This is a genomic window from Pseudomonas sp. P1_C12, assembly GCF_056406435.1.
The window spans coordinates 48,085-74,480 of the sequence record NZ_JBFUAE010000004.1; the positions used below are offsets into that span (position 1 = coordinate 48,085).

General features: G+C 59.8%; 24 protein-coding genes and 1 tRNA gene. 18 read left to right on the forward strand and 7 right to left on the reverse strand.

The genetic code is table 11. From position 1 onward, the window contains the following. Positions 1 to 55: 55 nt before the first annotated feature. Positions 56 to 1,285: a multifunctional CCA addition/repair protein gene (locus AC1D19_RS07555; protein ID WP_477762845.1), complete on the forward strand. Its 1,230-nt coding sequence runs from the start codon at positions 56 to 58 to the stop codon at positions 1,283 to 1,285. Between the two features lie 83 nt (positions 1,286 to 1,368). On the opposite strand, the gene folK is transcribed toward AC1D19_RS07555, so the two are convergent. Both folK and folB read right to left on the reverse strand, forming a co-directional pair. Beyond that, a complete protein-coding gene (folK, locus tag AC1D19_RS07560) occupies positions 1,369 to 1,887 on the reverse strand; it encodes a 2-amino-4-hydroxy-6-hydroxymethyldihydropteridine diphosphokinase (protein ID WP_477762846.1) in 519 nt (172 codons plus the stop codon). After that, positions 1,878 to 2,234: a dihydroneopterin aldolase gene (gene folB / locus AC1D19_RS07565; RefSeq protein ID WP_477754893.1), complete on the reverse strand. Its 357-nt coding sequence runs from the start codon at positions 2,232 to 2,234 to the stop codon at positions 1,878 to 1,880. Before folB ends, folK begins: the two co-directional genes overlap by 10 nt. Positions 2,235 to 2,308: 74 nt before the next feature. Here folB and plsY point away from each other — a divergent pair, with 74 nt between their 5' ends. Further along, entirely contained in the window at positions 2,309 to 2,878 is a 570-nt protein-coding gene (plsY, locus tag AC1D19_RS07570) for a glycerol-3-phosphate 1-O-acyltransferase PlsY (RefSeq protein ID WP_477754894.1), read from the forward strand. A gap of 23 nt (positions 2,879 to 2,901) precedes the next feature. On the opposite strand, the gene tsaD is transcribed toward plsY, so the two are convergent. Beyond that, positions 2,902 to 3,927, reverse strand: coding sequence for a tRNA (adenosine(37)-N6)-threonylcarbamoyltransferase complex transferase subunit TsaD (tsaD, locus tag AC1D19_RS07575; RefSeq protein WP_477754895.1), 1,026 nt, complete (start codon positions 3,925 to 3,927; stop codon positions 2,902 to 2,904). 199 nt (positions 3,928 to 4,126) lie between these two features. On the opposite strand from tsaD, the gene rpsU reads away from it, so the two are divergent. The 6 genes from rpsU (at position 4,127) to AC1D19_RS07605 (ending at position 13,378) form a co-directional block, all read left to right on the forward strand. Continuing rightward, positions 4,127 to 4,342, forward strand: a complete 216-nt coding sequence (rpsU, locus tag AC1D19_RS07580; protein ID WP_002551877.1) for a 30S ribosomal protein S21 — start codon at positions 4,127 to 4,129, stop codon at positions 4,340 to 4,342. A gap of 480 nt (positions 4,343 to 4,822) precedes the next feature. Continuing rightward, positions 4,823 to 6,790, forward strand: a complete 1,968-nt coding sequence (gene dnaG, locus AC1D19_RS07585; protein ID WP_223460320.1) for a DNA primase — start codon at positions 4,823 to 4,825, stop codon at positions 6,788 to 6,790. A gap of 67 nt (positions 6,791 to 6,857) precedes the next feature. Then, positions 6,858 to 8,705 carry an RNA polymerase sigma factor RpoD gene (gene rpoD / locus AC1D19_RS07590; RefSeq protein WP_477754896.1) on the forward strand — a complete coding sequence of 616 codons (1,848 nt, stop codon included), beginning with the start codon at positions 6,858 to 6,860 and terminating at the stop codon, positions 8,703 to 8,705. Positions 8,706 to 8,827: 122 nt separating this feature from the next. Then, entirely contained in the window at positions 8,828 to 12,574 is a 3,747-nt protein-coding gene (locus AC1D19_RS07595) for a bifunctional diguanylate cyclase/phosphodiesterase (protein WP_477759785.1), read from the forward strand. A 15-nt stretch (positions 12,575 to 12,589) separates the two neighbouring features. Beyond that, positions 12,590 to 12,666, forward strand: a tRNA-Ile gene (locus AC1D19_RS07600). Between the two features lie 403 nt (positions 12,667 to 13,069). Further along, the gene (locus AC1D19_RS07605) at positions 13,070 to 13,378 is read left to right on the forward strand and encodes a DUF3077 domain-containing protein (RefSeq protein WP_477762847.1); all 309 of its coding nucleotides are present in this window, start codon (positions 13,070 to 13,072) and stop codon (positions 13,376 to 13,378) included. Positions 13,379 to 13,466: 88 nt separating this feature from the next. Here AC1D19_RS07605 and AC1D19_RS07610 read toward each other — a convergent pair whose 3' ends face one another. Next, entirely contained in the window at positions 13,467 to 14,147 is a 681-nt protein-coding gene (locus tag AC1D19_RS07610; RefSeq protein WP_477762848.1) for a zinc metalloprotease, read from the reverse strand. A 128-nt stretch (positions 14,148 to 14,275) separates the two neighbouring features. Here AC1D19_RS07610 and AC1D19_RS07615 point away from each other — a divergent pair, with 128 nt between their 5' ends. The 10 genes from AC1D19_RS07615 to AC1D19_RS07660 all read left to right on the forward strand — a co-directional run bounded on the left by AC1D19_RS07615 (position 14,276) and on the right by AC1D19_RS07660 (position 25,251). Beyond that, positions 14,276 to 14,737 carry an Lrp/AsnC family transcriptional regulator gene (locus tag AC1D19_RS07615; protein WP_007980298.1) on the forward strand — a complete coding sequence of 154 codons (462 nt, stop codon included), beginning with the start codon at positions 14,276 to 14,278 and terminating at the stop codon, positions 14,735 to 14,737. Positions 14,738 to 14,959: 222 nt separating this feature from the next. Then, the gene (locus AC1D19_RS07620; RefSeq protein WP_477755089.1) at positions 14,960 to 16,642 is read left to right on the forward strand and encodes a flavin monoamine oxidase family protein; all 1,683 of its coding nucleotides are present in this window, start codon (positions 14,960 to 14,962) and stop codon (positions 16,640 to 16,642) included. Between the two features lie 12 nt (positions 16,643 to 16,654). Then, positions 16,655 to 17,449 carry a carbon-nitrogen hydrolase family protein gene (locus AC1D19_RS07625; protein WP_477762849.1) on the forward strand — a complete coding sequence of 265 codons (795 nt, stop codon included), beginning with the start codon at positions 16,655 to 16,657 and terminating at the stop codon, positions 17,447 to 17,449. A gap of 48 nt (positions 17,450 to 17,497) precedes the next feature. Beyond that, the gene (gene pqqF / locus AC1D19_RS07630; protein WP_477762850.1) at positions 17,498 to 19,927 is read left to right on the forward strand and encodes a pyrroloquinoline quinone biosynthesis protein PqqF; all 2,430 of its coding nucleotides are present in this window, start codon (positions 17,498 to 17,500) and stop codon (positions 19,925 to 19,927) included. A gap of 158 nt (positions 19,928 to 20,085) precedes the next feature. Next, positions 20,086 to 20,160, forward strand: coding sequence for a pyrroloquinoline quinone precursor peptide PqqA (pqqA, locus tag AC1D19_RS07635; protein ID WP_003444522.1), 75 nt, complete (start codon positions 20,086 to 20,088; stop codon positions 20,158 to 20,160). A 78-nt stretch (positions 20,161 to 20,238) separates the two neighbouring features. Further along, complete coding sequence (gene pqqB, locus AC1D19_RS07640; RefSeq protein ID WP_477762851.1) at positions 20,239 to 21,150, forward strand: pyrroloquinoline quinone biosynthesis protein PqqB; 912 nt, start codon at positions 20,239 to 20,241, stop codon at positions 21,148 to 21,150. A 140-nt stretch (positions 21,151 to 21,290) separates the two neighbouring features. Next, positions 21,291 to 22,043, forward strand: a complete 753-nt coding sequence (gene pqqC / locus AC1D19_RS07645) for a pyrroloquinoline-quinone synthase PqqC (RefSeq protein WP_007993179.1) — start codon at positions 21,291 to 21,293, stop codon at positions 22,041 to 22,043. Next, complete coding sequence (pqqD, locus tag AC1D19_RS07650; RefSeq protein ID WP_008051583.1) at positions 22,040 to 22,315, forward strand: pyrroloquinoline quinone biosynthesis peptide chaperone PqqD; 276 nt, start codon at positions 22,040 to 22,042, stop codon at positions 22,313 to 22,315. The genes pqqC and pqqD overlap by 4 nt, the downstream gene beginning before the upstream one ends. Next, positions 22,287 to 23,459: a pyrroloquinoline quinone biosynthesis protein PqqE gene (gene pqqE / locus AC1D19_RS07655; protein WP_477762852.1), complete on the forward strand. Its 1,173-nt coding sequence runs from the start codon at positions 22,287 to 22,289 to the stop codon at positions 23,457 to 23,459. The genes pqqD and pqqE overlap by 29 nt, the downstream gene beginning before the upstream one ends. Further along, complete coding sequence (locus tag AC1D19_RS07660) at positions 23,425 to 25,251, forward strand: S9 family peptidase (RefSeq protein WP_477762853.1); 1,827 nt, start codon at positions 23,425 to 23,427, stop codon at positions 25,249 to 25,251. The genes pqqE and AC1D19_RS07660 overlap by 35 nt, the downstream gene beginning before the upstream one ends. 104 nt (positions 25,252 to 25,355) lie before the next feature. Here AC1D19_RS07660 and AC1D19_RS07665 read toward each other — a convergent pair whose 3' ends face one another. The 3 genes from AC1D19_RS07665 to AC1D19_RS07675 all read right to left on the reverse strand — a co-directional run bounded on the left by AC1D19_RS07665 (position 25,356) and on the right by AC1D19_RS07675 (position 26,267). Next, positions 25,356 to 25,514: a YqaE/Pmp3 family membrane protein gene (locus AC1D19_RS07665; RefSeq protein WP_003228885.1), complete on the reverse strand. Its 159-nt coding sequence runs from the start codon at positions 25,512 to 25,514 to the stop codon at positions 25,356 to 25,358. 83 nt (positions 25,515 to 25,597) lie between these two features. Beyond that, positions 25,598 to 25,918, reverse strand: coding sequence for a helix-turn-helix domain-containing protein (locus tag AC1D19_RS07670; protein ID WP_477762854.1), 321 nt, complete (start codon positions 25,916 to 25,918; stop codon positions 25,598 to 25,600). After that, entirely contained in the window at positions 25,911 to 26,267 is a 357-nt protein-coding gene (locus AC1D19_RS07675; RefSeq protein ID WP_095944832.1) for a type II toxin-antitoxin system RelE/ParE family toxin, read from the reverse strand. The genes AC1D19_RS07670 and AC1D19_RS07675 overlap by 8 nt, the downstream gene beginning before the upstream one ends. Positions 26,268 to 26,396: the final 129 nt, after the last annotated feature.

Consider the following 26,396-nt stretch of genomic DNA (forward strand, 5'->3'; position numbering starts at 1 on the left):
GTGCCTCCGAAAGCTCGATGCAACGGTTATCCTGTCGAGCTAACGGAGGTTTTTTATGCGGATTTATAAAGTCGGTGGTGCGGTACGCGATCGCCTGCTGGGCAAACCGGTTACCGATATCGACTGGGTCGTGGTCGGCGCGACGACCGAAGAGATGCTCGCCAAGGGCTTTCGCCCGGTGGGCGCGGATTTCCCGGTGTTCCTTCATCCCAAAAGCGGTGAGGAATACGCCCTCGCCCGCACCGAGCGCAAAAGCGGGCGCGGATACGGCGGGTTCACTTTTCACGCCAGCCCTGAAGTCACCCTCGAAGAAGACCTGATCCGTCGCGACCTGACCATCAATGCCATGGCTGAAGACGATCAGCAGAACCTGACCGACCCGTACCACGGCCAGCGCGATCTCGAAGCACGCCTGCTTCGCCACGTTTCCCCGGCATTTGCCGAAGACCCGCTCCGGGTCCTGCGTGTTGCCCGCTTCGCGGCGCGCTACGCGACGCTGGGTTTTACCGTCGCCCCGGAAACCCTGGCGCTGATGCGCCAACTCAGCGAATCAGGCGAGCTTGAGGCGCTGACCCCGGAGCGCAGCTGGAAGGAAATTTCCCGCGCCCTGATGGAAGATCAGCCACAAGTGTTTGTTGAGGTTTTGCGCGCATGCGGCGCACTCAAGGTACTGATGCCCGAGGTCGACGCGCTGTTCGGCGTACCACAACCCCCGGCCCATCACCCGGAAATCGATACAGGCGCGCATACCCTGAGCGTGTTGCAGCAAGCGGCGTTGTACAAACAGCCGCTGACCGTGCGCTGGGCCTCCCTGCTGCATGACCTGGGCAAAGGCCTGACGCCAGAGAAAGAATGGCCGCGACACATTGCCCACGAGTGCAAAGGCCTGAAGCTGATCAAAGCGATCAACGAACGCTTCAAGGTGCCGAGAGACTGCCAGGAACTGGCGCTGCTGGTGGGCGAGTATCACACCCACGGGCATCGCGCCCTTGAGCTGAAGCCATCGACATTGCTGGACTTGCTGCAAAGCTTCGACATTTACCGTCGGCCACAGCGGTTCGAGGAGTTCATCGCGGCATGCGAGATGGATGCGCGGGGGCGCAAAGGGCTGGAAGAAAGAAGTTATCCACAGGCGGATTATTTGCGCGGCGCGGCAACTGCGGCTCGTAGCGTGGCGGTCCAGCCGCTGCTGGAAAAGGGATTCAAGGGACCGGAACTCGGTGAGGCGATCAAGCGCGAGCGCCTGAAGGCGCTGAAGGCTTACAAGGAAAGTGCATCGACCTGAAAAGCTTCGCGGGCAAGTCGGAGCGGCGGTGCGGCGGTGCGGCGGTGCGGCGATCCGACTTGCCCGCGATGGCGTCAAAACTGTCACAACAAATTTGAAGGCGTCAGCTGCTCACCACGCCATTCGAAAGCCACTGGCGCCAACACCTGATCAATCTGCGCTTCAGCCCACAAGGTCGCAAAGCTCTTGCCTGCGCCCGGATGCACGCGATCCGGCGCTATCAACGACAACGGCCACAGAACGAACGCATTTTTCAGAATTTCTGCCCGCGGCAAGATCAGCCCATCGAAGTTGCCCACCAGATCACCGAACAACAACACGTCGATATCCAGCGGCAAACCTCGGCGATCCGGTGCGTAACGACCGTTATCCGCCTCGATGAACTTCAGTCGACGATCAAGCTCCATCAGCGGCAGATCGGTATACGCCGACACCACGAAATTGAAGAACGGCCCGCTCTTGATGCCCACCGGCTGGCTTTCGAACACCGCCGAACAGCGGATATCGACAAGGAATGTCGCCAATGCATCGAGCCCCGCCCGCAAATGGGCTTCACGCTCGATATTGCTACCGAGCCCGAGGTACACCTGAGTCAGCGACATCCGCGCTCGATCTCCACGCCCACGCCGCCGGTGGCGGCAGGAATCGCACCTGGCTTGGTCAGCTTGATGCGCATCCAGGTGATCTTGAATTCGCTCATCAGCACTTCAACCAGGCGCTCGGCAAAGGTTTCCACCAGCTGGAATTGCGCCTGCTCGGCAAACGCCTGGATGCGCGAGGAAACACTGGCGTAGTCGAGCGCCAGGGTCAGGTCATCACCGGCTGCGGCCGGGCGATTATCCCAGGCGAAGCTCAGGTCAAGACGCAAGCACTGTCGGATGCCTCGTTCCCAATCGTAGGCACCAATCACCGTGTCGACTTCCAGGCCTTCGATAAACACTCTGTCCAAGCACTTCTCTCCGCTACACGACAAGGGCGCAATGCGCCGTTAGAATCAGGGCTTCCTCGCCCGGAATAGTTAGCATGTTTTGGTTATTGGCGATCCTCGCCTACCTGCTCGGCTCTCTGTCCTTTGCCATTTTGCTCAGCCGCCTGACCGGCAACCCCGATCCGCGAATGAGTGGCTCGGGCAATGCCGGCGCCACCAACATGTTGCGCCTGGCCGGCAAGAAACTCGCCATCCTGACCCTGCTCGGCGACCTTTGCAAAGGCCTGCTGCCGGTACTGATTGCGCGCCTTGCGGGCCTTTCGCAGCAGGAACAGGCCTGGATCGGCGTCTATGCCGTCATCGGCCATCTGTTTCCGTTGTACTTCCGCTTTCGCGGCGGCAAGGGTGTCGCCACCGCTGCGGGCATGTTGCTGGGACTGTACCCGCCCGCTGCCCTTCTGGCGGTCTGCGCCTGGCTCTTGACGTTCTACCTGACCCGCACCAGCTCCCTGGCCGCCCTCATCGCCACACCGCTGAGCCTGCCGTTGCTGGCCTGGCAAGAACCGGCCGCCCTGCTGCCCATGAGCGCGCTCACCGGGCTGATCGTCTGGCGTCATCGCGGCAATCTACGCGACCTGTTTGCCGGGCGCGAACGGCATTTCTAGCAGCCGGACATGAGCGCCGCTCATCACAATGCGGACAACTGCTCCATCGGCCAGCGTGCCTGCACGCTGATCGCCAGGCTTTCCTGCTGACCGGCCTGCAAGCGCTGGCAGCCAGCAAAGGCGATCATCGCGCCGTTATCGGTGCAAAACTGCGGACGGGCATAAAACACATCACCCTTCATGTCGCCAAGCATTTTCTCCAGGGAAGTGCGCAACGCCTTGTTGGCACTGACGCCCCCTGCAATCACCAGGCGCTTCATGCCGGCGGCCTTCAGGGCACGCTTGCACTTGATGGTCAAAGTCTCCACCACGGCCTGCTGGAATGCCAGCGCGATGTCGCAACGGGTTTGTTCGCTGTCGTCCCCGGCGCTGACGCACTGTTGCCAAGTATTCAGTGCGAAGGTTTTCAAGCCACTGAAGCTGAAATCCAGGCCCGGGCGGTCGCACATTGGACGCGGGAAGACGAAACGTCCTGCAACACCCAGTTCTGCAAGGCGAGCGATCTCCGGTCCGCCGGGATAATTGAGGCCCATCATCTTGGCCGTCTTGTCGAAGGCCTCGCCAGCGGCGTCATCCAGGGTCTCGCCCAAGAGCGTGTACTGACCAATTCCGTCGACCTGAACCAGTTGCGTATGACCACCCGACACCAACAAAGCGACGAACGGAAACTCCGGCGGTTGCGGCTCCAGCATCGGCGCCAGCAAATGGCCTTCCATGTGATGCACGCCAAGAGCCGGAATGCCCCAGGCAAAGGCCAGCGCCTGAGCGCAGGAAGCCCCTACCAACAAGGCACCGACCAGGCCAGGACCCGCGGTGTAGGCGATCGCATCGATCTCGGTCGGCACGCAGTCGGCCTCAGCCAGCACCTGACGAATCAAGGGCAGCATGCGTTTGACGTGATCGCGCGAAGCCAGCTCCGGCACCACGCCACCATAGGCGCGGTGCAGGTCGATCTGACTGAACAATGCGTCGGCCAGCAGGCCGCGTTCACTGTCATATAATGCGACACCGGTTTCGTCGCAGGAGGTTTCTAATCCCAGTACTAGCATGGGTTTGCGCCTTGTTTAGGCTGAATTCGAAGGCGCGCATAATAGTCGTCGCGTGATGCCCCGACCAGCGGTTTTCGATCAGAGGCTTTGCATTCCGAGCGTTGAGGGGTTAACATCCGCAACCCTTAAAAACCGACGTCTTCAAGTGCTCTTTTGCCGCGAGGATGTTGACCCCGGTAATGAATGAAGGTAGCTCTGGATGCCAGCCGTCAAAGTAAAAGAGAACGAACCCTTCGACGTAGCTCTGCGTCGTTTCAAGCGCTCCTGCGAAAAAGCCGGTGTACTGGCTGAAGTTCGTAGCCGCGAATTTTACGAGAAGCCAACTTCTGAGCGTAAGCGCAAAGCAGCAGCCGCTGTTAAGCGTCACGCCAAGAAAGTTCAGCGCGAACAGCGCCGCGCCGTTCGTCTGTACTAATACACAGACGATCGTAGCAAGCTTCTGCCAAGCCCGGCCCTCAGCCGGGCTTATGGCATTTGCGTAAAACGCTTGATGCTTCACTGTCAAAGCCGCAGACGCGACCGAGACAAATCTGCTTCACCGCGTCAGACCTGGCTCTTTTGCCAGCGGTGCACGTCTTTTCTGACGAGCCTTTCAAGGCTACTGACGAGCACACCCACTGATTCCTCTCACGACGATCAGCCCAAGGCACCTGCTTGCGTGCCAGATGATGAGCTATCCGGGGCCTATGATTGGCCACAGCGGATTCAGCGCAACACATTCAAACAGTCGAATACTGATTAGCATTAACGTCAGTGGATTTTCGGCAGATACACTTCCCGACAGCGATTACGCAGACGACACTGGTCGAGCCGCACACTTTGCGCGCCTCAAACAATGACCGCGTTCGATCGCCGCACGTTTCGGGTTCCTTTCAGCGCAGATGACGAGAACGCCATGGCCGGGTTAATTCCCCAGAGCTTCATTGACGACCTTCTGAACCGCACCGACATCGTCGATGTGGTCAGCTCGCGCCTGCAATTGAAAAAGGCCGGCAAGAACCACACCGCCTGCTGCCCGTTCCACAAGGAAAAGACTCCATCGTTCAGCGTCAGCCCCGACAAGCAGTTCTATTACTGCTTCGGTTGCGGCGCTGGCGGCAACGCCCTCGGCTTCATCATGGACCACGACAACCTGGATTTCGTCCAGGCCGTCGAAGAGCTGGCCAAAGCCGCCGGCATGGAAATCCCCCGCGAAGAAAGCGGCCGCCCGCACAAACCGCGACAGCCGACCGATTCGCCGCTGTATCCACTACTCAGCGCCGCTGCCGACTTTTATCGCCAGGCCCTGAAAAGTCATCCATCGCGCAAGGCCGCCGTGGATTACCTGAAAGGTCGCGGGCTGACCGGCGAAATCGCCCGGGACTTCGGCCTCGGCTTTGCTCCACCCGGCTGGGACAACCTGTTCAAGCACTTGAGCAGCGATACCCTGCAACAAAAAGCCATGATCGATGCCGGCCTGCTGATCGAAAACGCCGAAAGCGGTAAACGTTACGACCGCTTCCGCGACCGCGTGATGTTTCCGATCCGCGACAGTCGCGGGCGCGTCATCGCCTTCGGCGGCCGGGTATTGGGCGACGACAAGCCGAAGTACCTGAACTCCCCGGAAACCCCTGTTTTCCATAAAGGCCAGGAACTCTACGGCCTGTACGAAGCGCGCAAGACCAACCGCAACCTCGACGAGATCATCGTCGTCGAGGGTTACATGGACGTCATAGCCCTGGCCCAGCAAGGCCTGCGCAATGCCGTTGCGACCCTGGGCACCGCTACCAGCGAGGAACACCTCAAGCGGCTGTTTCGCGTCGTGCCCAGCGTGCTGTTCTGCTTCGACGGCGATCAGGCCGGCCGCAATGCGGCATGGCGGGCGCTGGAGGCGACACTTTCGAGCCTGCAGGACGGTCGTCGCGCACGCTTTCTGTTCCTGCCCGAAGGCGAAGACCCGGACACCCTGGTCCGCTCCGAAGGCACCGATGCCTTCCGCGCACGGATCAACCAGCACGCGCAGCCTCTGGCCGATTATTTCTTCCAGCAGCTGACGGAAGAAGCCGACCCGCGCTCGCTCGAGGGCAAGGCCCACATGGCCACCCTCGCCGCGCCACTGATCGACAAAGTCCCCGGTGCCAACCTGCGCACCTTGATGCGTCAGCGCCTGAGCGAAATCACCGGCCTTAGCGGCGAAGCGGTGAGCCAGCTGGCACAAAGCGCCCCGCAAGAAGCACCGCCGGCCTACGACCCGGGCATCGATTACGACGCAATGCCCGATTACAGCGACTATCATCAGCCGCAGGCACAGGAAATGTATGTGCCGCAGCAAGAATGGACGCCGAAGAAGCCCGGTGCAGGAGGCAAGAAATGGGACAAGAAACCATGGGACAAGAATGGCAAGCGAGGCGGTGATCGCGATCAACCCCGCGCGCCACGGGTGCCCGCCGCCGTAGAACCGCCAACCCTCGCCGCCTTGCGCACGTTGCTGCATCACCCGCAACTGGCGGAAAAAGTCGAGGATGCCGGGCACTTCGCCGCCGAAGATCACACCAACACACAATTGCTGGTGGCGCTGCTCGAAGCCGTGCAGAAGAATCCCAAGCTAAACTCAATTCAACTGATTGCGCGTTGGCACGGCACAGAACAAGGCCGTTTGCTCAGGGCGCTGGCCGAAAAGGAATGGCTGATTGACGGAGATAACCTTGAACAACAGTTTTTCGACACCATTACTAGCTTGTCAGCCCGCCAACGCGAGCGAAACCTGGAACAACTTCTGCGAAAAGCGCGTCAAAGCGAATTGACCAGCGAAGAGAAAAATCAACTGCGCGATCTCTTGAGTCGCAATGTTTCCGCAACAAACCCGACCTCAACTGGCGCGTGAGGTCATAGCTCAGGTATAATCCTCGGCTTGTTTTTTGCCCGCCAAGACCTTCAGTGGATAGGGTGTTATGTCCGGAAAAGCGCAACAGCAGTCTCGTATCAAAGAGTTGATCACACTTGGTCGTGAGCAGGGCTACCTGACTTACGCGGAGGTCAACGACCACCTGCCGGAGGATATTTCAGATCCGGAACAGGTGGAAGACATCATCCGCATGATCAACGACATGGGGATCAACGTGTTCGAGGTTGCGCCAGATAAGGATTCCCTTATGCTGGCCGACGCCGATACCGACGAAGCCGCAGCCGAAGAGGCCGCTGCAGCGTTGGCTGCGGTCGAGACCGACATTGGTCGCACTACCGACCCGGTGCGCATGTACATGCGCGAAATGGGCACGGTGGAGCTCCTCACACGTGAAGGCGAAATCGAAATCGCCAAGCGTATTGAAGAGGGCATCCGTGAGGTGATGAGCGCAATCGCGCACTTCCCTGGCACGGTTGATCATATTCTCTCCGAGTACACCCGCGTCACCACCGAAGGTGGCCGCCTGTCCGACGTCCTGAGCGGTTATATCGACCCGGACGACGGTATCGCGCCGCCTGCGGCAGAAGTGCCGCCGCCAATTGACGCGAAAGCCGTCAAGGCGGATGACGATTCCGACGACGAAGACGGTGAAGCCTCGGATGACGAGGAAGAAGCCGAAAGCGGTCCGGATCCGGTCATCGCTGCACAGCGCTTTGGCGCTGTGGCCGATCAGATGGAAATCACCCGCAAGGCGCTGAAAAAGCACGGTCGCAACAACAAGGCAGCAATTGCCGAGCTGTTGGCCCTGGCCGAGCTGTTCATGCCGATCAAATTGGTGCCGAAGCAATTCGAAGGCCTGGTCGAGCGTGTTCGCAGTGCCCTGGATCGCCTGCGTCAGCAAGAGCGCGCAATCATGCAGCTCTGCGTTCGTGATGCACGCATGCCGCGTGCCGACTTCCTGCGCCAGTTCCCGGGCAACGAAGTCGACGAAAGCTGGAGTGACGCCCTGGCCAAAGGCAAAGGCAAATACGCTGAAGCCATTGGTCGTCTGCAGCCGGATATCATCCGTTGCCAGCAGAAGCTGACCGCGCTGGAAACCGAAACCGGTTTGACCATCGCCGAGATCAAGGACATCAACCGTCGCATGTCGATCGGTGAGGCCAAGGCCCGCCGCGCGAAGAAAGAGATGGTTGAAGCCAACTTGCGTCTGGTGATCTCCATCGCCAAGAAGTACACCAACCGCGGCCTGCAATTCCTCGATCTGATCCAGGAAGGCAACATCGGCTTGATGAAAGCAGTAGACAAGTTCGAATACCGTCGCGGCTACAAGTTCTCGACTTATGCCACCTGGTGGATCCGTCAGGCGATCACTCGCTCGATCGCCGACCAGGCCCGCACCATCCGTATTCCGGTGCACATGATCGAGACGATCAACAAGCTCAACCGTATTTCCCGGCAGATGCTGCAGGAAATGGGTCGCGAACCGACCCCGGAAGAGCTGGGCGAACGCATGGAAATGCCTGAGGACAAGATCCGCAAGGTATTGAAGATCGCTAAAGAGCCGATCTCCATGGAAACCCCGATCGGTGATGACGAAGATTCTCATCTGGGTGACTTCATCGAAGACTCGACCATGCAGTCGCCAATCGATGTCGCCACTGTTGAGAGCCTTAAAGAAGCGACTCGCGAAGTCCTGTCCGGCCTCACTGCCCGTGAAGCCAAGGTTCTGCGCATGCGCTTCGGTATCGACATGAATACCGACCACACCCTCGAGGAGGTTGGTAAGCAGTTCGACGTGACCCGTGAACGGATTCGTCAGATCGAAGCCAAGGCGCTGCGCAAGCTGCGCCACCCGACGAGAAGCGAGCATCTGCGCTCCTTCCTCGACGAGTGATCACAGAACCCCCGGCCCAGGCCGGGGGTTTTGCTTTGTACAGATTAAATCTCCCCGCTTCCCCCCTCCTCCCTGTAGCCGTCTACACTCGAAACATTCCCCCGAGCCATAACGAGACCGTTATGCCCAGACTGCCGACCGTGTTTTTTTTGCTGTCGCTGATGACCTGGACCGCAACGGCTGGCGCGCTGACTCTCACTGACGATGAACGTAGCTGGCTGGCGGCTCACCCGGAATTGCGCCTGGGTGTCGATGCGTCGTGGCCGCCCTTCGAGTTTCGTGACGATGGGGGCCGCTACCAGGGCCTTGCCGCGGATTACATCGAGGTCATCCGCAAAAGGCTGGCAACCCGGCTCACGCCCATCGAGCCGGTGAGCTGGACCGCTGTCCTGGAACAAGCCAAAAAGGGCAAACTGGACCTGCTGCCGGGCATCATGTCGACCCCGGAACGCCAGAAATACCTGTCGTTCACTCGCCCCTATCTGGATTTTCCGATTGTCATCCTGGCCCATGTCGGGGGCCCCCAGCCACATAACCTGCAAGACCTGTACGGCCTGAAAATCGCCGTGGTGGAAAACTACGCCCCCCACGAGCTGCTGCGCAGCCACCATCCCGACTTGAACCTGGTGGCGGTGCCCAACGTCAGCTCGGCGCTACAGGCGCTGGCCACCGACGAAGTGGACGCCGTGGTGGGCGATCTGGCTTCCAGCGTCTGGGGACTGCGCCAACTCAAGCTCGATGGGTTGTATGTCAGCGGTGAAACCCCCTATCGCTATCAACTGGCCATGGCTGTACCCCGCGACAACAAGATGCTGGTCGGCATTCTCGACAAAGTCCTGGCAGACATGAGCCCTGCTGAAATCAGCGCCATTCAGGAGCATTGGGTCGGCAACGTCCTCGATCATCGAACGTTCTGGAATGACCTGCTGGTGTATGGCCTGCCCGGATTGCTGCTGCTGACTACCGTGCTGGCGGTGGTTATCCGCATCAACCGCCGCTTGAGCTCGGAAATCGCCCGCCGGGTCAACCTTGAACAGGAACTGCGCAGCAGCGAATACCACTACCGCGGCCTGGTGGAGAGCCTGTCGGCCATCGCCTGGGAAGCAAAAGTCACCGACTTCACCTACAGCTATGTATCGCCCCACGCCGAAGACCTTCTCGGTTATCCCCTGTCCCATTGGCTGATTCCGGGTTTCTGGCGCAACATCATTCACCCCGCCGACCTGACCCGCGCCCAGACCTTCTGCGATCACGAAGTGCTGGCCGGGCGCGATCACCGCCTCGATTACCGGGTGATCACCGCCGACGGCCGCTGCCTGTGGGTGCGCGATATCGTCAGCCTGATCGAACACGGGCATGAGCCGGTGCTGCGCGGGTTGATGATCGATATCACCGACGCCAAGCGCACCGAGGAAGCGCTACGCCTGTCGGAGCAGAAATTCGCTTCCGTGTTCCAGCAATGCCCGGACATGCTGGTGATCGCGCGCCTGAGCGACGGCTGCCTGCTGGAAGTCAACGAAGCGTTCGAAGAACAGATCGGCCTCAAGGCCGAGGACGTCATTGGCCAGACCGCCACCAACCTGAACATCTGGGGGATTCCCGGTGTTGGGCCAGGCCTGTTGCAACGCTTGCAGGCCGGCAGCATCCGCAACCTGGAGATGCCCTTTCGTCGCAGCAACGGCCAGGTGTTTACCGGCCTGATCTCCGCCGAACCGTTCAACCTCGACATGACACCGGCGCTGGTGGTCGTAGTGCGGGACATCACCCAGCTCAAGGAAACCCAGCAACAGCTGCAAACTTCCGAAGAAAAATTCGCCAAGGCCTTCCACGCCTCTCCCGACGGTTTGCTGCTGTCTCGGCAAAGTGATGGCTTGCTGCTGGAGGTCAACGATGGTTTTAGCCGCATCACCGGGTTCAACAGCGCCATGTCGGTGGATCGTTCGGCGCTGGACCTGGGAATCTGGGTCAACCTCAATGAACGCAAGCAAATGCTCGACCTGCTGCACCGCGACGGCTTTGTCCGCGACTTCAGCTGCCATATCCGCCGCAGCGACGGGCAGATCCGCCTCTGTGAAGTGTCCAGCCGTCCGCTGCCGATTGGCGATGAAGACTGCATGCTGACCATCGCCCGGGACATCACCGAGCGGCACCTGATGCAGGAAAAACTGCAACAGGCCGCCACCGTGTTCGAAAGCACTGCCGAAGGCGTGTTGATCACCGATACCCAACAGCACATCAGCGCGGTCAACCGTGCGTTCACCGAAATCACCGGTTACAGCGAAAACGAAGCCCTGGGCCACACGCCACGCCTGCTCGCCTCAGGCCTGCATGACAGCGCGTTCTACGCGGCCATGTGGCATCAATTGACCGCCGAAGGTCATTGGCAGGGCGAGATTTCCAATCGGCGCAAGAATGGCGAGCTGTACCCGAGCTGGCTGACCATCAGCGCCGTGCGCAACCGCGACAAGTTCATCACCCACTTTGTCGCGGTGTTCGCCGACATTTCCAGTCTCAAACATGCCCAGGCCAAACTCGACTACCAGGCGCACCACGACCCACTGACCGGCCTGCCGAACCGCACGCTGTTCGAAAGCCGCCTGCTGACGGCGCTCAACAACCAACAGGAAAACGGCGGCCAGGGCGCCGTGCTGTTCCTCGACCTTGACCGCTTCAAGCACATCAACGACAGCCTCGGCCACCCGGTCGGCGACCTGCTGCTCAAGGGCATTGCCGTACGTCTCAAGGAGCAGTTGCGTGACATCGACACCGTGGCGCGCCTGGGTGGTGACGAATTCATCATTCTATTACCGGGCCTGCAACAATCCAGCGATGCCGACCACATCGCCACCAAATTGCTCAATTGTTTCGCCGCGCCGTTCCAGGCCGGCGAACACGAGTTTTTCATCAGCGCCAGTATCGGCACCAGCCTCTATCCGAAGGATGGCTGCGACGTTGCCACACTGATCAAGAACGCCGACGCCGCGATGTACCGCTCCAAGGCCAAGGGCCGCAACCGCGTCGAAAGCTACACCCGCGACCTCACCGCCCAGGCCAGCGAACGCGTGGCGCTGGAACACGAACTGCGCCGCGCCATCGAACGCAACGAGTTGCACCTGTGCTACCAACCGAAAATCAGCCTCGCGGACTACAGCCTGGTCGGTGCCGAAGCCCTGATCCGTTGGCGCCATCCGACCTTTGGCGACGTGCCGCGGGAACACTTCATCCCGCTGGCGGAAGAAAACGGCATGATCCTGCAAATCGGCGACTGGGTCCTGGAAACCGCCTGCCGGCAGATGGCCGAATGGCACCGGCTGTACGACAGTCCCGGCCCGCTGTCGGTCAACCTTGCCGGCGCCCAATTGCGTCAACCCAATCTGCTGGGCCGTATCGAACAGTTGCTCAAGGACAACGGCCTCAACCCCGGTTTCCTGCAACTGGAAATCACCGAAAACTTCATCATGAGCCAGGCCGAAGAAGCGCTGGCGGTGCTGCATCAACTCAAAAAACTGGGCGTGCAACTGGCCATCGATGACTTCGGTACCGGTTACTCGTCCCTGAGCTACCTCAAGCGCCTGCCACTGGACATCCTCAAGATCGACCAGTCCTTCGTCCGCGGCCTGCCGGACGATCCCCACGATGCGGCGATCGTACGCGCCATCATCGCGCTCGGACGCAGCATGCCATTCACCGTGATTGCCGAAGGGGTCGAGACACTGGCGCAACAGCAATTCCTCGCTGCCGAGGGCTGTGAACAAATCCAGGGCTACATCGTCAGCCTACCCCTGCCCCCCGACGAATTTGCCGCGACATTTCTTCGTACAAACGTAATGGCTTTTTCAGATGGCACAGCCGCGAAACCGTCGTTATAATCCGCGGCCTACTGAGGGCCTATAGCTCAGTTGGTTAGAGCAGAGGACTCATAATCCTTTGGTCCACGGTTCAAGTCCGTGTGGGCCCACCAAACAAGAAAGCCGCGCAATGCGCGGTTTTTTCGTGTCTGACGTTTAGTTTTGTTTACTTATGGTCTCGCTTTATCGGATGACGCCCGCAGACCTTGTAGGCAAACTCCGAATCTTGCTTTTGGGCACTTTGATGCCTTGTTGCGCTTTTCTTCGACGGGATAGTCTCTGGACGTCGCTGACCATTCAGCGATCGGGCTTGGAAACCCGTCGGATCAAAGCGCAGCAGTATCTACCACTACTCCAGTCGTTTTTTACGACTGCGAAACTGTGTTATGGCAGCTGTGCGTGGGACGCTTTCGGGCGTGCCGGTTTCCTTGATCCCCGGTTTTCCAACCTGCGTACAGCTGCCACCCATTCGCTTGGAAACGAAAATGGCCGCTCCTTGGATTAAGGAGTTACATCATGAGCAAACCCATTTCGTCCGATCCTTCACAACTGAAAACCGTCGGCTTCGCCCCCTTCCTCTATTTCTCGGACCAACCCCTGTTCCACGTCTGCCGCAACGTCCCCATCGCCGACGCTCTGACCCAAGCCTCTGACCTGCTGTTCCTCGCCAAGTCCCTCACCGTGGACGCCGCCTACGCCCAAGACTCCGACCGCCACGCCAGGGCCGCGCACTATCTAACGACGATGAGCAAAGCGGTGATTGATGATGTGGTGAAGGTGCTGACGCGAAGGCCTGTTCAATCGAGAACGGATGCAGATCAATAGAACACTGTTCACAGGACCGGAAAATTCCCAAAAAAGGACCGAGAATTCCCTTTTGGGGACTGATAGAGCCAGCCTCTTCGGGCTTTCGTTATTTCCAGTGCTGAACGACATCACTGCAACTGTCAGTCCAAACACGCAGCGAAGGGATAGCCTGGACTGCCCGCAGCCGCTCCAGCATCTGCCCCGTCAACACGACCTCATACGTATCCGCCGCCCGCCCCCACTGCTCCACGATGACCATGCCGTCCACCAGCGCCCCCGCCAATTCGGCAATCGTCTCGGCCTGATCCTCTATGATTTTTTGCGTCCGATCCCACACCCGATCAGTCATCGCTTTGAGCTGCGCCGTTATGCGTTCAGACGACGCTGGATCGGTATCGGGACAGGCGATGTTGCGCAGCAGATGCTGAAGCTCCCTGATTTTTGCGTAATCCTGTTCCGCCCCCTGCTCGCCTTTGAGGATGGCGGCGGCTTTGGGCTTATCGACGCGTTTTGCGGCTGAAGGTTTTGATGGCAGGGTCTGCGCCATTGCGCCAGCCAGGAGCACCATCATCCGGGCTTCCAGATGTTCCTTCATGGCTTCCATCGACGAAATTGGGCGCACCAAGGTAATGGAGGCCCCTCCCTGGTGCCGCAAATCCTTGGTCACTGTCAGCGTCACGCTGCCCGTTTCAAATCCCAGGGCGCGGGCCACCACGTAGTGCCCCATTTCGTGATGGGCGATCTGCAATGCACGGTCCCGTACAGCAGCAGGTAGCTTTGTTGTCATGTCCTTGGCCTCTCGCCCTCGACTGCATCAATCTTAGTCGATTGCCCACTCTCTTTCGGCCACAAGCGTCGCGTCGAACGAGCCTGTAACATGCTGGACCATTGATTCACGCCTCTGGAGCCACGCCGTTGCCCGACACTCGCCCCCCTGTTCTCGATGAAATCGACCGCCAATTGATTGCCGCCCTACAGATCAACGCCCGCGAGAGCGTGGCCATGCTTGCCCGGCAACTGGGCATCGCCCGTACCACGGTCACTTCGCGCCTGGCGCGGCTGGAAAAGGCCAAAGTGATCACCGGCTACGGTGTGCGCCTCGGTCAGCGGGTGGTGGATGGCGGGTTGCAGGCGTATGTCGGGATCACTGTGCAACCGCGTTCCGGCAAGGAGGTGTTGCGACGCCTGAGCGCGATGGCGCAGGTGCAGCAGTTGTGTGCGGTGAGTGGTGAATTTGATTATGTGGCGTGGTTGCGCACCGATTCACCGGAGCAGCTGGATCAATTGCTGGATCAGATTGGCAGCGTGGATGGGGTGGAGAAGACCACGACCTCCATCATCTTGAGCAGCAAGATTGATCGGGGGCAGCCGGTTTGAGATTCCAATTCAGGTTTCATGGGTGTCTGAACTGACGTCATCGCGAGCAGGCTCGCTCCTACAGTGGTCAGTGTGTATATAAAGTTCGTCATATCGACCAATAAAATGGCAAAATGACGACACTTTGCGTCTTATTAACGTGTTCTGTGCTCTCTAGAATGGCTGGCATCTTTTCCTATACTCAGATGCGCATTCCGCGTCGGGTCGCCAGCAAGGTCAGCCATGAACAAGAACAATCGCCATCCTGCAGACGGTAAGAAACCAGTCACCATTTTCGGCCCGGATTTTCCTTTCGCCTTCGACGACTGGATCGAACACCCGGCCGGGCTGGGCAGCATTCCTGAGCATAGTCACGGTGCCGAAGTGGCGATTGTCGGCGGCGGGATCGCCGGCCTGGTAGCGGCGTATGAGCTGATGAAGCTGGGCCTGAAACCGGTCGTCTACGAAGCTTCGAAAATGGGCGGCCGCCTGCGTTCCCAGGCGTTCAATGGCGCCGAAGGCATCGTGGCCGAACTGGGCGGGATGCGCTTCCCGGTGTCGTCCACCGCGTTTTATCACTACGTCGACAAACTGGGTCTGGAAACCAAACCTTTCCCTAACCCGCTGACGCCCGCGTCGGGCAGCACGGTGATCGACCTCGAAGGTCAGACCCATTACGCACAGAAGCTGTCGGACCTTCCTGCGCTGTTCCAGGAAGTGGCTGACGCTTGGGCCGATGCCCTGGAAGCCGGTTCGCAGTTCTCCGATATCCAGCAAGCCATTCGTGATCGTGATGTTCCACGCCTGAAAGAGCTGTGGAACACCCTGGTGCCGCTGTGGGACGACCGCACCTTCTACGATTTCGTCGCCACCTCCAAGGCCTTCGCCAAGCTCTCGTTCCATCACCGCGAAGTGTTCGGCCAGGTCGGTTTCGGCACCGGCGGCTGGGACTCGGACTTCCCCAACTCGATGCTGGAAATTTTCCGCGTGGTGATGACCAACTGCGACGACCATCAGCATCTGGTGGTCGGCGGTGTGGAACAGGTGCCACAGGGCATCTGGCGCCATGTGCCGGAACGTTGCGCGCATTGGCCGGCCGGCACCAGCCTCAGTTCCCTGCACAACGGCGCACCACGTACCGGAGTGAAGAAAATTGCCCACGCACCGGGCGGCCGTTTCGCCGTCACCGACAACTGGGGCGACACACGCGAATACGCCGCAGTGCTAACCACTTGCCAGAGCTGGCTGCTGACCACCCAGATCGAATGCGACGAAACCCTGTTCTCGCAAAAAATGTGGATGGCCCTGGACCGCACCCGCTACATGCAGTCGTCGAAGACTTTCGTGATGGTCGACCGCCCGTTCTGGAAAGACAAAGATCCGGAAACCGGCCGCGACCTGATGAGCATGACTCTCACCGATCGTTTGACCCGCGGCACTTATTTGTTCGACAACGGCGACGACAAACCGGGAGTGATTTGCCTGTCGTACTCGTGGATGAGCGACGCCCTGAAGATGCTGCCGCAGCCGGTGGAAAAACGCGTGAAGCTGGCGCTGGATGCGTTGAAGAAGATCTACCCGAAAGTCGACATCGCCGCGCGGATCATCGGCGATCCGATCACCGTGTCCTGGGAAGCCGACCCACATTTCCTCGGTGCATTCAAAGGCGCCCTGCCCGGCCATTACCGCTACAACCAGCGTATGTACGCACACTTCATGCAGGACGACATGCCAGCCGAACAACGCGGGATTTTCATCGCCGGCGACGATGTTTCGTGGACGCCGGCCTGGGTCGAAGGCGCGGTGCAGACGTCGCTCAATGCGGTGTGGGGCATCATGAAACACTTCGGCGGTGCAACTCACGCCGAGAATCCGGGTCCAGGAGATGTGTTCAACGAGATCGGACCGATCGCCCTGCCCGAGTAAGAGGAATCCGAAATGCGCGTAGCCCTTTACCAATGTCCACCGCTGCCTCTGGATGTCGCCGGCAACCTGCAACGCTTGCAGCAGCTTGCGCTGGAGGCAAAAGGCGCCGACCTGCTGGTGCTGCCGGAGATGTTCCTGACCGGCTACAACATCGGCGTCGATGCCGTCAGCGTGTTGGCGGAGGTGTACAACGGTGAGTCGGCGCAGCAGATCGCGCACATTGCCAAGGCAGCCGGGATCGCCATCCTGTATGGCTACCCGGAGCGCACCGCCGACGGGCAGATCTACAACGCCGTGCAGTTGATCGATGCCAATGGCGAGCGCGTCTGCAACTACCGCAAAACTCACTTGTTCGGCGACCTCGATCACTCGATGTTCAGCGCCGGCTCAGACGAGTTTCCCATCGTTGAGCTCAACGGCTGGAAGCTCGGTTTCCTGATCTGCTACGACCTGGAATTTCCGGAAAATGCCCGACGCCTGGCCCTGGCCGGTGCCGAGCTGATCCTGGTGCCGACCGCCAACATGATTCCCTACGACTTCATCGCTGACGTCACCGTCCGCGCCCGGGCCTTTGAGAACCAGTGCTACGTGGCCTACGCCAACTACTGCGGCAGCGAAGGCGACATTCATTACTGCGGCCAGAGCAGCATCGCCGCACCGGATGGCAGCCGTATCGCCCAGGCGGGTCTGGATGAGGCGCTGATCGTCGGCGAGCTGGATCGCCAGTTGATGCTCGACTCCCGCGCCGCCAATCGCTATTTCCTCGATCGCCGCCCTGAGCTTTACGGCAACCTGAACAAGCGCTAGTCCACTGTAATCCGCTAGCATTGGCACTTCACTGTTCTGGAAGTGCCCATGCCCGCGCTGAATCAACCTCGCCCCCCTACGGAAACCCTGGCCAACGGCCTGCGGGTGACGCTGCGTCATGCCCCGAACCTGAAGCGTTGCGCGGCGGCGTTGCGCGTGGCTGCCGGCAGCCATGATGTGCCGCTGGCCTGGCCCGGTCTGGCGCATTTTCTTGAGCATTTGTTGTTTCTGGGGACTGAGCGTTTTCCTGCGGGCCAAGGGCTGATGGCCTACGTCCAGAGCCATGGCGGGCAAGTGAATGCGCGGACCAGCGAACGCACCACGAACTATTTTTTTGAACTGCCACCCCAAGCGTTTACCGGTGGGCTTGAGCGTCTGTCAGACATGCTCGCCCATCCACGTATGAATCCGGACGATCAACAGCGGGAACGGGAAGTGCTGCAGGCGGAATTTGTCGCCTGGTCGCAGGATCCGGTGGCGCAACAACAGCGGGCATTGTTCGATGGGCTTTCTGAGGCTCATCCGCTGCGAGGTTTCCATGCTGGCAATCGCGACAGCCTCCCAGTGTCGCAACCCGAATTTCAGCAGGTATTGCAGGATTTTTATCAGCGGTTTTACCAGACCGGGCAGATGACCTTGAGCCTGGCCGGGCCACAGAGCCTTGATGAACTAAGAGGTTTGGCCGAAACATTTGCCAGCGTCATTGCCGGCGGTGAAAAGGCCACGCAACAATCCCCGGCACCGCTGATGGCGACCTCAAACGCCAGTTATCAACAGGCTGGCGAGCGCCGACTGGATTTGCTGTTTGCCCTCGAAGCGCTACCCGACTCCGCCGCCGAAGCACTGGGTTTTCTGTGTCACTGGCTGAATGCCGAGAAACCGGGCGGTTTGCTGGCGGATTTGCGTGAGCGTGGATTGGCCGAAAAACTGAAGGCCGAGTCGCTGTATCAATTCGCCGGGCAAGCCTTGCTGCACTTGGCGTTTACATTGCCCGCCAACTCTTTGGCAACCGGGATTCGCGAGCGGCTGATGGATTGGCTGGGCTTCTTCGCCAGGCAAGACTGGAGCCGATTGCGCGAAGAATACGCAACCCTGCTCCAGCGCCAACAGCAAGTCAGCAGCGCCTTGCAACTGGCCCAACTGGACAGCGAACAACGCGAAGTCGGGTTATCTGACCAAGGCGTTACAGCCCTCAAGCAAGTCCTCAAACAAATCGGCGCTGTGGATAACTTCAGCGGCCGCTGGCAATTGCCAGCACCCAACCCGTTCTTGCCCTGCGAAGCACCGACAGCCAACGCCGGATTGATTCGCGGCCAGACCAGCGCCCACCGTGGACTGCGCACTTTTGCCCAGGATCGCTCGCGCAGCCGTCGTGAACGTTCGCCGATGCAATTCAGCCAGGCATGGCCGGACAACGGTGCTGAAGGTGCGATTTATCTGCGCTGGCGCCTAGGTTCGACTCCCGGCAGCCACCTTCAATCACAGCTGGAAAACCACCTGCAACCATTGCGCGAAGACGCGCGTCAGGCCGGCGTGGATGTTTCCTTCAGTGCGTCGGGCAACGAATGGCTGCTGAAACTGAGCGGGCTTCAGGAGCCGATGCCCGGCGTCCTGGAGCATGCGCTGAAAGAACTGACAAAACCTGATGCCGCTGTCTCACAAGCCGAATCGACCAGCGTTGCGTTGATACCGATTCGACAACTGCTCAAAACATTGCCCGATCACTGCCTCGAGCACAGCGCGAGCTCGGATGACCTGCAGCAACTCTGGTCGAGTGCGCGATGGGATGGGTTGTCCATCGGGTTATCGGCTCAGACTCAAGCGGCCATGGGCCTGGCCTTGAGCCGCATACCCGGCACGCCGGACAATCAACTGACGCAGCCCTCTTCGATCCTCGCACAGCATCTGTGGAGCACTGTCGATACCGCCTCCAGCGAGCACGCGTTACTGCTGTTCTGTCCGACAGCCACCCAGGAAATGGCCGACGAAGCCGCGTGGCGTTTGCTCGCTCACCTCTCACAGACGCCGTTCTACCAGCGCCTGCGGGTGGAGCTGCAACTCGGCTATGCGGTGTTCAGCGCCACGCGGCAGATTCACGGCCAAACCGGGCTGCTGTTCGGCGTGCAATCGCCAAGCGCTGCACCAACGGCGTTGCTGCAACACATCGAGCAACTCCTGAATCGATTGCCGGAGCTGATCCACGCGCTCGACGACACCACCTTCAATGCTCAACGCCAGGCTCTGGCGGATCAATTTTCCAGCGCCGCGCTCACCACGAGCCAAGCGGCCGAATTGCTTTGGCAGGGCAAGTTGGGCGGCCGCTCGTCGGATTATCTGACGCAATTACCCGAGGCAATCCTGCTGATCGACCGCGCCGAACTGCTGGCCGCCGCACAGCGATTGAATCAGGCCGAGGGCGGCTGGCTGAGCCTGGCCAACAGCCCTGCACCCGGCACTCCCTGGCGAGCGACAAAATGATCATTACCGGGGCTGTAAGGAGCTTTCTCAAAGTTTCACGGACAATCCCTTTGAAATTTTGAGTAACATTGCCACCTAACTATCTGGAACATCTCTGATTTGAGGTGGACTATACCTATAGATAGCGCTGTCCCACCCCACTTGAAGGAGTTCAATCTATGGCCTGGACCAAACCTGCCTACACCGACCTGCGTATCGGCTTTGAAGTCACCATGTACTTCGCCAGCCGCTAATCTGCCTTGGCGGACTGCAGCTAACGCCTCGGTTATCCCGAGGCGTTTTATTTTCAGCGTTGAAATGATGGAGCGTCCATGTTTGTCCAGATTCTAGGTTCCGCTGCCGGCGGCGGCTTCCCCCAGTGGAACTGCAACTGCGTGAACTGCGCAGGCTTTCGTGACGGCAGCCTGCGGGCCAAGGCGCGGACGCAATCGTCCATCGCGATTTCCGATGACGGCGTGAACTGGGTGCTGTGCAACACCTCCCCGGACATTCGCGCCCAACTCCAGAGCTTCGCCCCGATGCAGCCGGGCCGCGCCCTGCGCGATACCGGGATCGGCGCGATCATCCTGATGGACAGCCAGATCGACCACACCACCGGCCTGCTCATGCTGCGCGAGGGATGCCCGCATCAGGTCTGGTGTACCGACATGGTCCACGAGGACCTGAGCACTGGTTTCCCACTGTTCAACATGCTGACTCACTGGAACGGCGGGCTGAACTGGAACCGTATCGAACTCGATCAAAGCTTCACCATCCCCGCCTGTCCGAACCTGCGCTTCACCCCGCTGCCTTTGCGCAGTGCCGCGCCGCCGTACTCGCCGCACCGCTTCGACCCGCATCCGGGCGACAACATCGGCCTGATCGTCGAAGACCTCAACACAGGCGGCAAGCTGTTCTACGCACCGGGCCTGGGCAAGGTGGATGCAGAGCTTCTGGAAATCATGGCTGGCAGCGATTGCCTGCTGGTCGACGGCACGCTGTGGGATGACGATGAAATGCAGCGGCGTGGCGTAGGCACCCGCACCGGTCGCGAGATGGGCCACCTGGCGCAGAACGGCCCTGGCGGCATGCTCGAAGTGCTGGAACAACTGCCCGAGCAGCGCAAGGTGCTTATCCACATCAACAACACCAACCCGATTCTTGATGAGGACTCGCCGGAGCGCACGGAGCTGGATCGGCGCCAGGTTGAAGTGGCGTATGACGGCATGAGTATTGTGTTGTAAGCAATCGAGACCGCTGCGCGGTCTATCGCGAGCAGGCTCGCTCCCACAGGGGTATGCGTTTCAATTGTGGGAGCGAGCCTGCTCGCGATGAGGCCAGCTCAGGCACTGAAGAATCCACCGGTCCTACCCGGAGAACCGCAATGACCGACACCCCAATGTCCCCCGCCGAATTCGAAGCGGCCCTGCGCGCCAAGGGCGCCTATTACCACATCCATCACCCCTATCACGTGGCGATGTATGAAGGTCGGGCCACCCGCGAGCAAATCCAGGGCTGGGTCGCCAACCGTTTCTACTATCAGGTGAACATCCCCCTGAAGGACGCGGCTATCCTCGCCAACTGCCCTGACCGCGAGATCCGCCGCGAGTGGATTCAGCGCCTGCTCGACCACGACGGTGCGCCCGGTGAAGACGGCGGCATCGAAGCCTGGCTGCGCCTGGGCCAGGCCGTGGGTCTCGACCCCGACCAACTGCGTTCCCAGGAGCTGGTGCTGCCCGGCGTACGCTTCGCCGTGGACGCCTATGTCAATTTCGCCCGCCGCGCCAGTTGGCAGGAAGCCGCGAGCAGCTCGCTGACCGAACTGTTCGCCCCGCAGATCCACCAATCGCGCCTGGACAGTTGGCCCCAGCATTACCCATGGATCGACCCGGCCGGCTACGAGTATTTCCGCACGCGCCTGGGTCAGGCACGGCGTGATGTCGAGCATGGTCTGGCGATCACGTTGCAGCACTACACTACTCGTGAAGGCCAGGAGCGCATGCTGGAAATTCTCCAGTTCAAACTGGACATTCTTTGGAGCATGCTCGATGCCATGAGCATGGCCTACGAACTGAAACGCCCGCCGTATCACAGCGTGACCGGGGAACGGGTCTGGCACAAAGGAATCACCTTATGAGTTTCGATCGCAGCAAGACCCCGACCTGGCGCCCCGGCTACCGATTCCAGTACGAACCGGCGCAAAAAGGCCATGTGCTGCTGTACCCGGAAGGCATGATCAAGCTCAACGAAAGTGCCGCGCTGATCGGTGGTTTGATTGATGGTGAGCGAGACGTGGCAGCCATCATCGCCGAGCTCGACCAACAGTTCCCCGGCGTGCCCGAGCTTGGTGACGACATCGAGCAATTCATGGAGGTTGCCCGTGCGCAACACTGGATCGAACTTGCCTGATTCATCGGTGCAAGTGCCGCCCAAACCTGAAATCGGCTTGCCGCTGTGGCTGCTGGCCGAGCTGACGTACCGCTGCCCGCTGCAATGCCCGTACTGCTCCAATCCGCTGGATTTCGCCGAACAAGGCAAGGAGCTGAGCACCGAACAGTGGATCAAGGTGTTCCGCGAAGCGCGGGAAATGGGTGCCGCGCAACTGGGCTTTTCCGGTGGCGAGCCGCTGGTGCGCCAGGACCTTGCCGAGTTGATTGGTGAAGCCCGCAAACTGGGTTTCTACACCAACCTGATCACCTCCGGCATCGGCCTGACCGAGCAGAAAATCAGCGACTTCAAGAAGGCCGGTCTCGATCACATCCAGATCAGCTTCCAGGCCAGCGACGAACAGGTGAACAATCTGCTGGCCGGGTCGAAAAAGGCCTTTGCGCAGAAACTGGAAATGGCCCGGGCAGTGAAGGCCCACGGTTATCCGATGGTGCTGAATTTCGTGACCCATCGGCACAACATCGACCAGATCGACCGCATCATCGAGCTGTGCATCGCTCTGGAAGCGGACTTTGTCGAGCTCGCCACTTGCCAGTTCTACGGCTGGGCGCAACTCAATCGCGTTGGGCTATTGCCGACCAAAGAACAACTGGTGCGCGCCGAACGCATTACCAACGAATACCGCGCCAAACTGGAAGCCGAAGGGCATCCCTGCAAGCTGATTTTCGTCACCCCGGACTATTACGAGGAGCGCCCGAAAGCCTGCATGAATGGCTGGGGCAGTATTTTTCTGACGGTCACGCCAGACGGAACCGCCCTGCCCTGTCACGGCGCCCGACAGATGCCGGTGCAGTTTCCCAACGTGCGCGACCACAGCATGCAGCACATCTGGTACGACTCGTTCGGCTTCAACCGCTTTCGCGGTTATGACTGGATGCCCGAGCCGTGCCGCTCCTGTGACGAGAAAGAAAAAGACTTCGGCGGCTGTCGCTGCCAGGCGTTCATGCTCACAGGTGATGCAAGTAACGCCGACCCGGTGTGCAGCAAGTCGCCACAACACGGCGTGATCCTCAGGGCTCGCGAAGAAGCCGGGCACGCTACCCAGACCATCGACCAACTGGCCTTTCGCAATGAACGAAACTCACGCCTCATCGCCAAAAGCTGAACCTTTCAGCGCTGCCAAAGCCGTGGCCGCCGGTATCGACTTTGCCGAACTGCAGGTCGGTCGACAGGGCCTGTTCTGGAACGAGTACCGACCCGAAGACGCGGCGTGCCGGATCTGGCATTGGCGTGACGGTGCAGCGAAATGCCTGACGCCACTGGGGTTCAGCGTGCGCAGTCGGGTGTACGAATATGGCGGCGGCGCGTTTTGCCTGACGGACGACGGTATCGTTTTCGTCAACGAGGCAGACCAGCAACTGTATCGGCAATCACTGCAAGGCGAAGCGCCCGAAAGGCTGACGTCCAGTGCGTGCCGTTATGGTGATTTACAGTTCGCCAACGGGCAGGTGCTGGCGGTCGAGGAACTTCGCGATCAACACCGACTGGTGGCGATCGATCTGTTCGATGGCGCACGTCACCTGCTGGCCGAGGGTGCTGACTTCTACGCGGCACCGACGCTGAGCCCTGATGCCCGGCGCCTGGCCTGGATCGAATGGAGTCGTCCGGATCAGCCATGGACAACGACCCGCTTGATGGTTGCCGAACGCCTCGCCAATGGCGGGCTTGCCGAAGCTCGTTGTGTGGCGGGCGAAGGCGCGCAAGAGTCTGTGCAACAACCGCGGTTTGATGCCAACGGTCGCTTGTATTGCCTGACCGATCGCGCTGGTTTCTGGCAGCCATGGATGGAATCTGAAAAAGGCCTGAGCCCATTGCCAAGCGCCGCCGCCGACCATGGCCCCGCGCCCTGGCAACTCGGTGGCAGCACCTGGTTGCCGCTGGGCAACGACAGTTATCTGGCCAGTTGGACCGAAGGCGGGTTTGGCCGATTGGGCATAGGCGGCGATTCCAGCGCCGACTTCACCGGCGACTACAGCCGCTTCCGCCATCTCGCCGTGGATAAACAGTTCATCTATTGCATCGCGGCGTCGTCCGTCAGTTCAACCGCCGTCATCGCCATCGACCGCCAGAACCGGCAAGTGCAAGTGCTGGCCGGCGGCATCGCACCGCTTGCTCCCGAACAGATCAGCCGCCCGCAAACCTTGCGCTACCCAAGTGGCTCAGGCGAAGCACACGGCTTCTTCTACCCGGCGATGACCGGCGCGGCGAAACCGCCATTGGTGGTGTTCGTCCATGGTGGCCCGACTTCGGCGTGTTACCCGATGTTCGATCCGCGTATCCAGTATTGGGCACAGCGGGGCTTCGCTGTGGCCGACCTCAACTATCGCGGCAGCAGCGGTTATGGCAGGGACTATCGTCAGGCGCTGCATTTGAGCTGGGGTGATGTGGATGTCGAAGACGCTTGCGCGGTGGTCAGCCATCTCGCCGAACGTGGCTTGATCGATGGCGACAAAGCGTTCATCCGCGGCGGCAGTGCTGGCGGTTACACCACCCTTTGCGCCTTGGCATTTCACAACGTGTTCCGCGCCGGCGCCAGTCTGTATGGGGTCAGCGATCCGGTGGCGCTGGGGCGCACGACCCACAAATTCGAAAGTGATTATCTGGATTGGTTGATCGGCGATCCTCTGCGGGATGCCGAACGCTACGCGGCCCGCACGCCGCTGCTGCATACCGGCAACATCCGCGTGCCAGTGATCTTCTTTCAAGGAGAACTGGATGCCGTGGTCGTCCCGCAGCAGACCCGCGACATGGTCACGGCGCTGCAGGACAACGGCATCCTGGTCGAAGCGCATTACTATGCAGACGAACGCCACGGTTTTCGCAAGGCCGGTAACCAGGCCCATGCGCTGGAGCAGGAGTGGTTGTTTTATCGGCGGGTGATGGAGCACGCCAGCTGAAATCGGCGGTATTCCAATCGCTGGCAAACCAGCTCCTACAGAACCGTGATCTCCCGTAGGAGCTGGCTTGCCAGCGAAAGCGATCTATCTAACGCCGCAAAAATTCAGCGCTTGGCGATGATGTACACCGCATGCACGATCCCCGGAATGTAACCGCACAACGTCAGCAGAATATTCAGCCAGAACGCCCCGCCGAATCCTACTTGCAGAAACACACCCAGTGGCGGCAACAGGATGGCGATGATGATGCGAATAAAGTCCATGGGACAGCTCCTGATTGGGGTGGACTCGTTCGAGCCCTACAGCTAATCGACCTGTGCCGTTTGTCAGGGTTCAGCCCGATTCCTCAGGCCAGTATCTCCAGACCGTGTTTGCGCACGATACTCAGCAACTTCAACGCCATGCCACTGGGGTGCTTATTCCCTGCTTCCCATTGCTTGACCGTGGAAGCGCTGGTGTTCAGGTAGCGCGCAAACACCGGTTGGCTGACATTGTTGCGCTCGCGCAGTGCCTTGATCTCTTGTGCGGGAATTGCATCCGGTATCGTTGCAAGACAAGACTCATCGAACTCACGCATGGTCGCCTTGCTGATTGCACCGATGGCGTACAAGGCACTGGCCGATTCGTGGATCGATTCCGATAGCTCACTTTTGAATTTTTTACTCATTTGGTATCTCCACAAACTCCTTTGCATCCAGCAAGCGCTGAATTTCCATTTCGGTCAGTCCACCATATGTCTTGGCCAACTCTCGCAAGTCGAGCAAATGCCTGGGACTGATATTGCTCTGATCTTTCTTTGCGTACAGGAACTGATAGACCCAATGAGCACCGCCCTTCGCTAGGATAATCGAGCGATGGCGGTTGGCATTCAAACGCTTCTTCCAGACTCCGCCGCCCAGATTGTCAGCCTGACCATTGAGCATTTCGGTGAATGCCTCCCGCAGCTCGTCATCACCGATCCAGGCCTTGGCAGCCTGCATTGCGAAGCGCTTTGTCTTGAACAGCCTTGGTGACATCGGCATCCCGTCCATAAAACATACCACCTAGTGGTATAGAAATCAAAACCAACGCGACAGCAATACTGTTTCGCTGGCACCGGCACTCCCTGCCGATACACGCTAGAAAGCCATTGATGCGCCAACCGC